The 9,164-nt window shown below is 58.3% G+C and carries 14 protein-coding genes; 6 read left to right on the top strand and 8 right to left on the bottom strand.

Features of this window, described 5'->3' with window-relative positions; translation table 11 throughout:
- Window positions 1–295: 295 nt before the first annotated feature.
- Together K2Q04_RS06685 and K2Q04_RS06690 are read right to left on the bottom strand one after the other, a co-directional pair.
- Window positions 296–490, bottom strand: coding sequence for a hypothetical protein (locus K2Q04_RS06685; protein ID WP_291160952.1), 195 nt, complete (start codon window positions 488–490; stop codon window positions 296–298).
- A 126-nt stretch (window positions 491–616) separates the two neighbouring features.
- On the bottom strand, window positions 617–802 hold the full coding sequence (locus K2Q04_RS06690; RefSeq protein WP_291160954.1) for a hypothetical protein: 186 nt from the start codon (window positions 800–802) through the stop codon (window positions 617–619).
- Between the two features lie 105 nt (window positions 803–907).
- Between K2Q04_RS06690 and K2Q04_RS06695 the strand changes: the two genes are divergently transcribed.
- The gene (locus K2Q04_RS06695) at window positions 908–1,150 is read left to right on the top strand and encodes a hypothetical protein (RefSeq protein ID WP_291160957.1); all 243 of its coding nucleotides are present in this window, start codon (window positions 908–910) and stop codon (window positions 1,148–1,150) included.
- A gap of 17 nt (window positions 1,151–1,167) precedes the next feature.
- Here the strand turns inward: K2Q04_RS06695 and K2Q04_RS06700 are convergent, their stop codons facing one another.
- From K2Q04_RS06700 to K2Q04_RS06720, 5 genes are all read right to left on the bottom strand, one after another.
- Window positions 1,168–1,410, bottom strand: a complete 243-nt coding sequence (locus tag K2Q04_RS06700) for a hypothetical protein (RefSeq protein ID WP_291160960.1) — start codon at window positions 1,408–1,410, stop codon at window positions 1,168–1,170.
- A gap of 95 nt (window positions 1,411–1,505) precedes the next feature.
- Window positions 1,506–1,850, bottom strand: a complete 345-nt coding sequence (locus K2Q04_RS06705) for a cupin domain-containing protein (RefSeq protein ID WP_291160963.1) — start codon at window positions 1,848–1,850, stop codon at window positions 1,506–1,508.
- Between the two features lie 24 nt (window positions 1,851–1,874).
- Window positions 1,875–2,234, bottom strand: coding sequence for a PRC-barrel domain-containing protein (locus K2Q04_RS06710; protein WP_291160966.1), 360 nt, complete (start codon window positions 2,232–2,234; stop codon window positions 1,875–1,877).
- A gap of 350 nt (window positions 2,235–2,584) precedes the next feature.
- The gene (locus tag K2Q04_RS06715) at window positions 2,585–2,830 is read right to left on the bottom strand and encodes a PsiF family protein (protein WP_291160969.1); all 246 of its coding nucleotides are present in this window, start codon (window positions 2,828–2,830) and stop codon (window positions 2,585–2,587) included.
- Between the two features lie 179 nt (window positions 2,831–3,009).
- On the bottom strand, window positions 3,010–3,339 hold the full coding sequence (locus K2Q04_RS06720) for a hypothetical protein (RefSeq protein WP_291160972.1): 330 nt from the start codon (window positions 3,337–3,339) through the stop codon (window positions 3,010–3,012).
- 765 nt (window positions 3,340–4,104) lie between these two features.
- Between K2Q04_RS06720 and K2Q04_RS06725 the strand changes: the two genes are divergently transcribed.
- Window positions 4,105–4,455, top strand: coding sequence for a hypothetical protein (locus K2Q04_RS06725; RefSeq protein WP_291160975.1), 351 nt, complete (start codon window positions 4,105–4,107; stop codon window positions 4,453–4,455).
- Window positions 4,456–4,529: 74 nt separating this feature from the next.
- Window positions 4,530–4,793: a hypothetical protein gene (locus tag K2Q04_RS06730; RefSeq protein ID WP_291160978.1), complete on the top strand. Its 264-nt coding sequence runs from the start codon at window positions 4,530–4,532 to the stop codon at window positions 4,791–4,793.
- 52 nt (window positions 4,794–4,845) lie between these two features.
- Here the strand turns inward: K2Q04_RS06730 and K2Q04_RS06735 are convergent, their stop codons facing one another.
- Window positions 4,846–5,199, bottom strand: coding sequence for a hypothetical protein (locus K2Q04_RS06735; protein WP_291160979.1), 354 nt, complete (start codon window positions 5,197–5,199; stop codon window positions 4,846–4,848).
- A 552-nt stretch (window positions 5,200–5,751) separates the two neighbouring features.
- On the opposite strand from K2Q04_RS06735, the gene K2Q04_RS06740 reads away from it, so the two are divergent.
- The 3 genes from K2Q04_RS06740 to kdpB all read left to right on the top strand — a co-directional run.
- On the top strand, window positions 5,752–5,841 hold the full coding sequence (locus K2Q04_RS06740) for a K(+)-transporting ATPase subunit F (RefSeq protein WP_291160982.1): 90 nt from the start codon (window positions 5,752–5,754) through the stop codon (window positions 5,839–5,841).
- Between the two features lie 12 nt (window positions 5,842–5,853).
- Entirely contained in the window at window positions 5,854–7,557 is a 1,704-nt protein-coding gene (gene kdpA, locus K2Q04_RS06745; RefSeq protein ID WP_291160984.1) for a potassium-transporting ATPase subunit KdpA, read from the top strand.
- Between the two features lie 20 nt (window positions 7,558–7,577).
- Window positions 7,578–9,164 (top strand): potassium-transporting ATPase subunit KdpB (gene kdpB, locus K2Q04_RS06750; RefSeq protein ID WP_291160987.1); only part of this gene is annotated, 1,587 nt, incomplete at its 3' end.

Raw genomic sequence — 9,164 nt, forward strand, 5'->3', positions numbered from 1 at the left:
ATGACCGATTTCAGGCCGCGACTTTGCGATTACGAAAGTCGGACGCGCAGACTTCGTTCAACACCTGATGAAGCTGGTGTCGCGCCTCCCGCAAGTGCCTCGTGCATTCGTCACGGCTGGCGATGTCGAGATAAACCGGCGCTGCTTTCAGCTCTTTTTTCGAGCTCGCATACCGCCTTCAGAACGCCATAGACCTGATTGACGGCCTTCTTGCGCATCGCAGGCTCCTCCGTTTGCTCGGCTCGACGTGGTTAACCGCGGGCAGCAAACTGAGTTCCAGCGAAACGATGAAATGTCAGTCGAGCTCACCCTTCTGTTGCAGTTCGTGAAGGAACTGACGCAAGTCGTAGCATTCGTCTTTGATCGTCTTAAGCGCCATCCTAGCTTCGAAGGACTTGCCTTCGGCTCGCGCGGAATCGAGGCGCGACGCCTCTCCTCGAATTAAGTTGAGGCTTTTGACGATCCGATCTGCGGCTTTAACTGTGCCCATGACACACGCCCCGTTTTGTGCGTTGGGACTTTTTTCGCGCAAAATGCGGCAACGAGTTGGCAAGCCAACGTCACGTTCAGTTGCCCGACGTACACATTTAGACGCGGGGCTGGACGGAACACACGGTCAATCGGTTGTGTGCGCGGAATCGCGCTCGCTCGCCGCAGCCATTATCGCCGTCGTCTCAACAGCGGCGCGGCGTTTGCGCGAGCCCGTGCGCGGATTGCCTGGGAGGAGCGAATAGTAAAGGAGCATCCCCGCGATCAAAAACGTCCCGCCGAGAACCACAATCATCGTCGCAAGATTGCCCATGCGCGCTTCTCCTTTTTTGGGCAACGCCCGGCGAAAGACGCCGTTCCTCGAGGCACCGCTTCGCTTGCAACCGGGCCGCCAAAACCACGCGGGAACACTGATGGTATGCGGACGTTACGAAATGAGCGGGAAGCGCAGAAAAGGAAAGTGACGGTCGTGGCGCGCGATATTGATGATTGGATGTTTCATTTCGAACGGCAGGTTGGACCCCGGCTGAAAGAGCTTTATGAACTCAATCTCGATGGCCTTCCGCCGGCAATCTCGTCGCGCCTGCAGAAATTGCGAGCGGAAGAACATCCTCAAGCCGATGAGTGTAACGCTAAAGATGCGGCACCGGACAAGCGATGACTGTCCGGGCGTTATCGCTAAATCGCAAGGTCGGAATCGCGCTCCGTCCAGTACAGGTCGGCGAGACGGTCGAGAATAGAATCAGGAAGCGGGTTTTTCGCGACCTCTGAGTAGAGATAATTGTTCGCTCTTACGAAAGCCGGGTCCGCCACCCTCGGCTTCTCGTCCAGTTGCGGCAGAAGATCGGCACCCATAAGCGACGTCTGCCAAACGCGAGACATCGATACGGACCAAATCCAGAGTGCCATTGCGGGGTGCATTTGACGTTCTCCTGAAAATGCCAGGAGTGAAACGCACCGGCGCCTTGCTAAGTTTCAATGCCGTTCGCTTCGGGCCCGCGACAATCGCGCCGGATTTACTCAGCCTTGCCTGCAGGGCGCTCCTCTCCGTCCCGCGTATTGGCGGGCGGCACATAGAAATTCAGCGTCTTCATCGGAACGTTGGAGGTATTGCGGATCTCATGTGTCTCGCCGTGGGAGACGAGTATGAGCGATCCCGGCTGAAGCGGATAGGCGTGTCCGTTGACAATCGCCCTTCCGCTTCCGCTTTCGACATAGAGCCACTGATCGGCTCCTTTGTGTAAGTTATCTTTCCCGCCTTCGCTCTCGCCGGGTTCAATCACCATCGAGGCGGCCTGCGAGCGACCGTCGCCTGCGAGGACGTGAAATCCCTTCGCGTACTTTACGTTCACGTGTTCCATCGGAGCGTCGTTTTCTATTGCGATTTAGCGCGGCTCGAGTTCCCAGTACCCTGGTGCACCATATGCTTCATGCAGACGGCCTTCCGCATCGCGGTTTCGTAACGACAGCGGATCAAGATCGGGCGAGGCTTGAAGCTGTTCCTCCGTGATACCGGTCACGTAGCCTTCGAGTTCAGGGTCCCAGCGAAGCGCTGTCCACGGAACGACATACTGGCTTTTTCCGAGCCCTAAAAATCCGCCGAAGCTCAAAGTGGCATAACGGACTTTTCCAGTCATCGTGTCGATGATCAAATCGTCAACGCTGCCGATCTCGGCGTGGGACCCGTCATAGACGGCCGTTCCCGCCACCCTGCTCGTCTCCAAAAATCTGCTTTCGGCCTGCATTCTGTTGGTCTCCTTCTTCCGTATCCGGAGGCCTAAGGCCAACGCCGCCTGCAAGACATTGTTCCGATTGCGCAGCCGAGCGTGCCGCAGGTTCGCAAATTCCGCTTGGAATCTGGCGATTTGTTCGGTTGCGTGCTCGAGATCTATCAGAATATCGCGTGCACTTTGGGTGCCACGATAAGCTCATCAAGCTTCAGCTGGATAGCTTTGGCAGCGGCGAGGGAGCGCGCCCTTAGCGTATGAAATCCGCGCATCGAGAGGCGCGCCCGCCACGATCTATTTTAACGTTTTCTGACACGCCCGATGTGCCGACGTTGTTCCGGGCCGCTATTGTCTTCGGTCTTAGCAACTCAAACGCCGGAGGCGTCCTTAACGCATTTCTTTGTGAAGCTCGTCTGTGCTGCTCCGTGCAAATTCTTCGCCTTGGCATCGGCGTCGCATTTCGCAGACGCGTCTTTCTCGCATTTGGTCATGAAGCTCTTGAGTGCCGCACCCGCCAGCTTTTTATCCTTGGCAGTTGCACTGCAGGACATATCGGCAGCCAGTGATGCGCCGGTCAGACATACGCTCATTATGACCGCAAGGATTATTCTCATGGTTTCCTCCATTATTGCCGAATGACGGCCGGCATCGCCGGCCGTCATGCTGATTGATACGTCAATTTTATTCGGTAACGTCAATTCGCGCGAACGAGATTACCGAAAAGTAAAGTCGGAAGTCGGCGACGCGTTCGCCGTGCATATCCACTCTCTGATCCGCTTCAGTAAAGTGGAAGTTATTTCGGCTGAACACTCTGATCGCCGCCCGGCTCGCCCGGCGGCACGATGACCGGCATCTTGTCTCCTGTATGTGCCGGTGGTGGCTGATGAATTCCAGGATCGACACCCTGCGGGGGCTTCAGAACGCCTTTGTTCTCGTCGAGCTTCTTGCTGAGCGGGACATCCGCAGATTTTGTCTCCGCAGCGTCATTCGCCTTTTGAGGCGCCGCTGGTTCTGCGGGTGTTGTGGTCGCGCCTGCGCTCCCCGCTTGCACCTCGTATAAGGGCGAATTTGCGATCAATCCCACGACTGCACAGAACACGACCGGCAAAAAATGACCGCGCATTATCATTCCTTTCGACACCGCGAACGTGAGGCTCGAACTTCAGCCCAGATAACTTCAGCCCAGATACTGGGCAACGGGCTCTTCCCCGTTCGAGTTCCGAACAATTGCAACCATCGGCCCGAGGGGCTGTTTGCAAGCAGAGGGAATTTGAAAGCGAAGGGAACTTGTTGGACCGCGCGTTGGTAACGTCCCCGCCACGGCACGCACTTACCCTAGTGCGGCTGCCCCCAATGCCGTGGCTAAAAGGAGCACCCCGGTTTGGCAGGGGATCGGGGTGCCTCCACATTTTCGGTGCTGCAAGACAATCAGGCTGTTCGCGATGAGCCCGGTTCGCCTCCGGACTCGGATGCCGATTTCCTCATGAGCTGGTTCAGCTGACCGAACAGCAATGGTCCCTCGACTTGGTCATCCTGATAGCCCTCTTCGCGAAGCTTGCGCTTTATTTCCGCGACCGACGTGCAACGCCCAGAGCGCGCAAGTTCGAAGGCTCGTTCCAGTTGTGAAACCCGAATTTCCACAGCAATGCTCCTCGATGCTCCATTGTACTTTCGCGGGGTCCAGCGCTCCGAATTGCCGACACCAATACTTGCGGTTCAGTGCCCGGCGCTTAGCCCGCCATTATTCGGCCACTTCACCTTGCCTTCAGCTTCATCGCTATGTCTCCAATCCGCGCTTGACCCATCTCTTTGAGACGCGGGCGACAGCCATGCGCAAAATGGCTGAGGGCGGTTTGGGGTTCCGACCTCTTTTTGGAATTTACCTAAAATGACTGATCAACAGCCTATCGCCGCGCAAACCCGCGTGTTCATTGCGTGCAGTGAGGAATTCAGAAACCGGAAGGCCATCATGGAAGCCTTGGGTTCCATTTTTCTCGATACCATCGACCGTCAGAGAGAATATTTTTACTTCGATTGCCCGGCGCTGACCGAGATCTTCGACGACGGTGTTTTCAACCGCTCGGCCTTTCGCCGCTTCAACCCCGGCGACGCGAAGGACGCCGCCACCATAAGATCCTTGAACTTTACGCATATCGTAGCGGGCGGCGACGATGCCTTCGTCAAAACGCTGGTATCCAATCTGGGTGCGAAGAAAGCGGCCATCGTTCGCCTTATGTAATATGTAAGGCGGGTGCGAACCCTGATTGCCTAGAAGCGTTATCGAGAGAGAGATATCGAGATCGAGTTCCGCCAATGGGTAAACGCAAAGCACAAATCGTCGAGCCGGAAGCATTCGATCCTGACGAACTGTCGCCCGTGCGGGTTCCGCTACCGGGAAAGCCGCAGAGCGTGCCCTCATATCCGGGAGATGAGGACGATTCCGATGACGAGCGGGAAGACGAGAACGAGGCTGTTCCGGACGAAGAGACCGACCGTCACTCCGTCGCGGACGATGTTGAAGTTGAAGTTCATGATGCTGAGCGCGATCGCTTGAGCGACGACATCGACGATATATAGAAACCGGGCAGAGGGCTGCTCGGTTTCGCTTATTCGCAGATGATCGGCTTCGCTAATGGACTGCGCGATATGTTTGAGCGCTCTGCTCTGCAATCAGCCCCTTGACTGCGATGATCGCGCTCGACATCCGACGGTTTGCCGAATAGCGCGCAGGCGGCTCCGCCGTAAAAACGGCGGGAATGTTGCGCTCGGAAATCGAGCGGCAGAAGGCGATGGTCTCCGGATCTTGCGAATAAGGAAGAATGACCGCGTCGATCGATTTTATATCGAGCAGTTTTTCGGCCAACGCGAAGCTTGCGACCACATGGGTCGCCGCGCCCGCGGCAATGAACGATTGGCGCAAGTCGAAAGCCACTTCGCCATTCGGATCGATGATGAGCACGGAGAGATTTTTCAGAGTCGTCATAGTGGGTACCTTGCGGCGCGATACGGTCGCGCTTTCCGCTTGGAGCTAGAACCGATGTGGGGTTCGAGCAGTCCCAGGATGACAGCAACGCGACCGGGCAACGTGCTGACAAAACTTTTCGATGATCCCGGCGGGGGTAGCTATGCATCTGCACGGAGTTCAAGCAAGCTTAATTGCATCACTACGCGAACAATCGTCGCTGCATCGCACATGATAAATGCAGTCTGAAGACGGTGTGCGATTTCCGGGAAATTCCCGCGCCTTTAACAAATCATCATATTTTAGTAGGTTCGGAGCTGATGGCGCATGGATCGGAGAAGTCAAGTCCCCGCATCTTTATGAGATTCCTATAAGTCCTTCCGTCCGGTCAGCTCGAATTCATATGCGGCGAGTGGCACGTAACCCCGTGCTCGCCCATCCATCCTTGCGCGAGATCATTAGCTCAGGATCGGAAACATCAAATGTTCGACACCATCCTTGTGGCAGGCGGCCTAGCGCTCTTCGCGGCGTCGATTGCCTACGCCTTCGCATGCGACCATCTGTGAGGGCCCCATGATATTCGATTACACATTGGCAGCGGTCGTCACCGCCGGCCTCCTCATCTACCTCATCTACGCGCTCGTGCGTCCAGAATCCTTCTGAAAGGCACTCCAAATGACCCTCGTCGGTTGGGCGCAGATTGCCCTTTTCTGCGCAGTCGTCATTGCGCTCGTGAAGCCTCTCGGCTGGTATATGACTCGCGTGTTTTCCGGCGAAAGGACCTTTCTTTCACCGGTTCTTCGGCCGATTGAGAACGCTCTTTATAAAGTCTCCGGCGTGAACGAGCGCTCCGAGCAGGATTGGCTGACATATGCCGTCTCGATGCTGATATTCCACATTGGCGGCTTTCTGATCCTCTATGTGCTCCTTCGCACGCAGGGATTTTTGCCGTTCAACCCGCAGGGCATGACGGCGGTCGCGCCTGACCTGTCGTTCAACACTGCCGTCAGCTTCATCACGAATACGAACTGGCAGAACTACGGGGGAGAAACGACCGTTTCGTATCTCACCCAGATGCTCGGGCTGACCCATCAAAACTACCTGTCGGCCGCCACGGGCATCGTCGTCGCCATCGCGCTCATTCGCGGCTTCGCGCGGGCGTCGACGCGCAATATCGGCAACTTCTGGGTCGATATCACCCGCTGCACCCTCTACGTCCTCTTGCCGATTTGCATCCCCTTAACACTCTTCCTCGTTTGGGACGGCATACCGCAGACGCTCGGCGCGTACGTTGACGCGACGACTCTCGAAGGCGGCAAGCAGACAATCGCAGTCGGGCCGGTCGCGTCGCAGGTCGCCATCAAGATGCTCGGCACCAACGGTGGCGGCTTTTTCAACGCCAACGCGGCGCATCCTTTCGAAAATCCGACGGCCTTCTCCAACTTCGTCCAGATGGTCGCGATCTTTGCACTCGGCGCGGCGCTTACGAACGTCTTCGGCCGCATGGTCGGAAATCAAAAGCAAGGCTGGGCCATCCTTTGGGTGATGGGCGTGCTCTTCATTGCGGGCGTTGCCGTTTGCTATTGGGCGGAAGCGGCGGGTGTTACGGGCCTCAATGAACTCGGTCTGACGGGCGGCAACATGGAAGGCAAGGAAGTCCGCTTCGGCCTGTCCGCCTCCGCGCTCTTCGCCGTCGTAACGACCGCTGCGTCGTGCGGTGCCGTCAATGCCATGCACGACAGCTTCACCGCGCTCGGCGGCATGATCCCGATGATCAACATGCAGCTCGGCGAGATCATCGTCGGCGGCGTCGGCGCGGGCTTCTACGGGATGCTGATCTTCATCGTGATCGCAATCTTCGTCGCCGGTCTCATGGTCGGCCGCACACCGGAGTACGTCGGCAAGAAGATCGAGGCGAAGGAAGTGAAGATGGCGATGCTCGCGATCCTCGTTCTTCCTCTCATGTATCTGGGCTTCACGGCCGTCGCGTCGGTGCTGCCGTCGGCCCTCGCATCCATCGCGAACCCCGGGCCGCACGGCTTCTCGGAAATGCTCTATCTCTACACGTCGTCGACGGCGAACAACGGCTCGGCGTTCGCCGGCATCACCGGCAACACCCCATTCTACAACATTACGGGCGCTATCGCGATGTTCGTCGGCCGCTTCTTCATGATCGTTCCGGCGCTCGCGATTGCGGGCTCGATGGCCGAGAAGAAGACCGTACCGCCATCGGCCGGCACATTCCCGACGACCGGCGGTCTCTTCGTCGGAATGGTCATCGGCGTCATCCTCATCGTCGGTGGCTTGACGTTCTTCCCTGCCCTCGCCCTTGGTCCGATCGTCGAGCAGATCTCGATGACCAGAAACATGCTCTTCTGATGGTTTCGGAGACACTCGCTATGGAAACTACCGTGCGCAAGAAGCGCTCGATCTCAACGATGCTCGATCCCGCCATCGTTCTTCCGGCAATCGGGTCGGCATTCGTGAAGCTCGATCCCAGAACGCTGATCAAGAACCCGATCATGTTCGTGCTCGAGGTCGTGTCCGTTCTGACAACGATCATATTTGTCCGGGACGTCATTGAGGGTGGACACGACCTCTCCTTCACGTTCCAAATCATCGTGTGGCTGTGGTTCACCGTCCTGTTCGCGAATTTCGCCGAGGCGATCGCCGAGGGGCGCGGCAAGGCGCAGGCCGACGCCCTTCGCCAGCAACGCACCGAAACTCAGGCGAAGCTGATGAGCGGCGCGGGTCGAAACTTCAAGCTCGTCCCGGGCACATCGCTCGCTGTCGGCGATGTGGTTCTCGTCGAAGCCGGCGATACGATCCCGTCCGACGGCGAGGTCATCGAGGGCATCGCTTCGGTGAATGAATCCGCGATCACAGGGGAATCGGCGCCGGTCATTCGCGAATCCGGCGGCGACCGATCGGCTGTAACGGGCGGCACGCAGGTTCTCTCCGACTGGATCGTCGTCCGGATCAGCGCGGCGCAGGGATCGACATTCCTCGACCGCATGATCCGGCTCGTCGAAGGCGCCGAGCGTCAGAAGACGCCAAACGAAATCGCGCTCAATATTCTGCTCGCCGGCCTGACGATCATTTTCGTCTTCGCCACGGCCACAATTCCGAGCTACGCCGCTTATGCAGGCGGCACCATCTCGGTCGTCGTGCTTGTTGCGCTGTTCGTGACGCTCATCCCGACGACGATCGGCGCGCTTCTCTCGGCAATCGGCATTGCGGGGATGGATCGCCTCGTCCGCTTCAACGTCCTGGCCATGTCCGGCCGTGCGGTCGAAGCGGCTGGCGACGTCGACACGCTGCTTCTCGACAAAACCGGCACGATCACGCTCGGCAACCGGCAGGCGACCGAATTCCTGCCGCTCACAGGCGTCAGCGAAGCCGAGCTTGCGGATGCCGCGCAGCTTTCGTCTCTCGCCGATGAAACGCCGGAAGGCCGCTCCATCGTCGTGCTCGCGAAATCGAAATATGGACTTCGCGGCCGTGAGGTCGCCGATGTGAAGGCGCGCTTCATACCGTTCACCGCGCAGAGCAGGATGAGCGGCGTCGAGACCGAAGAGTCATCGATCCGCAAGGGCGCTGTCGACGCCGTCATTCGATACGTCAACTCACTTGGCTCCGCGTCTTTGTCGGCCGGATCTGCAGCGCAAGCCCTGCGGCCGGCGATCAGCACCGAAACCGCGCGCGAGATTAAGGCGATAACCGACGCGATCTCCAAATCGGGCGGCACGCCTCTGGCCGTCGCCAAGGATGGCCGGCTGCTCGGCGCCATCCATCTCAAGGACATCGTCAAAGGCGGTATTCGCGAACGCTTCGCAGAACTCCGCCGGATGGGCATTCGCACAGTCATGATCACCGGCGACAACCCGATGACGGCGGCGGCGATCGCGGCAGAGGCCGGCGTCGACGATGGGGCACGCGCCTGGCTGGCGGCATCGCTCGGGCCGGGCGAGCCGGACGCGACGATC

The organism is Hyphomicrobium sp., from assembly GCF_019753045.1.
In the GTDB taxonomy this organism is placed as follows: domain Bacteria; phylum Pseudomonadota; class Alphaproteobacteria; order Rhizobiales; family Hyphomicrobiaceae; genus Hyphomicrobium_B.

Excerpts from the sequence above, each read along its gene's own strand:
- kdpA (WP_291160984.1), top strand. The coding sequence starts at position 5,854 with ATGACCCTCGTCGGTTGGGCGCAGATTGCCCTTTTCTGCGCAGTCGTC.
- K2Q04_RS06735 (WP_291160979.1), bottom strand. The coding sequence starts at position 5,199 with ATGACGACTCTGAAAAATCTCTCCGTGCTCATCATCGATCCGAATGGC.
- K2Q04_RS06685 (WP_291160952.1), bottom strand. The coding sequence starts at position 490 with ATGGGCACAGTTAAAGCCGCAGATCGGATCGTCAAAAGCCTCAACTTA.
- K2Q04_RS06730 (WP_291160978.1), top strand. The coding sequence starts at position 4,530 with ATGGGTAAACGCAAAGCACAAATCGTCGAGCCGGAAGCATTCGATCCT.
- K2Q04_RS06740 (WP_291160982.1), top strand. The coding sequence starts at position 5,752 with ATGATATTCGATTACACATTGGCAGCGGTCGTCACCGCCGGCCTCCTC.
- K2Q04_RS06695 (WP_291160957.1), top strand. The coding sequence starts at position 908 with ATGCGGACGTTACGAAATGAGCGGGAAGCGCAGAAAAGGAAAGTGACG.
- K2Q04_RS06700 (WP_291160960.1), bottom strand. The coding sequence starts at position 1,410 with ATGCACCCCGCAATGGCACTCTGGATTTGGTCCGTATCGATGTCTCGC.
- K2Q04_RS06715 (WP_291160969.1), bottom strand. The coding sequence starts at position 2,830 with ATGAGAATAATCCTTGCGGTCATAATGAGCGTATGTCTGACCGGCGCA.
- K2Q04_RS06725 (WP_291160975.1), top strand. The coding sequence starts at position 4,105 with ATGACTGATCAACAGCCTATCGCCGCGCAAACCCGCGTGTTCATTGCG.
- K2Q04_RS06720 (WP_291160972.1), bottom strand. The coding sequence starts at position 3,339 with ATGCGCGGTCATTTTTTGCCGGTCGTGTTCTGTGCAGTCGTGGGATTG.
- K2Q04_RS06710 (WP_291160966.1), bottom strand. The coding sequence starts at position 2,234 with ATGCAGGCCGAAAGCAGATTTTTGGAGACGAGCAGGGTGGCGGGAACG.
- K2Q04_RS06690 (WP_291160954.1), bottom strand. The coding sequence starts at position 802 with ATGGGCAATCTTGCGACGATGATTGTGGTTCTCGGCGGGACGTTTTTG.
- K2Q04_RS06705 (WP_291160963.1), bottom strand. The coding sequence starts at position 1,850 with ATGGAACACGTGAACGTAAAGTACGCGAAGGGATTTCACGTCCTCGCA.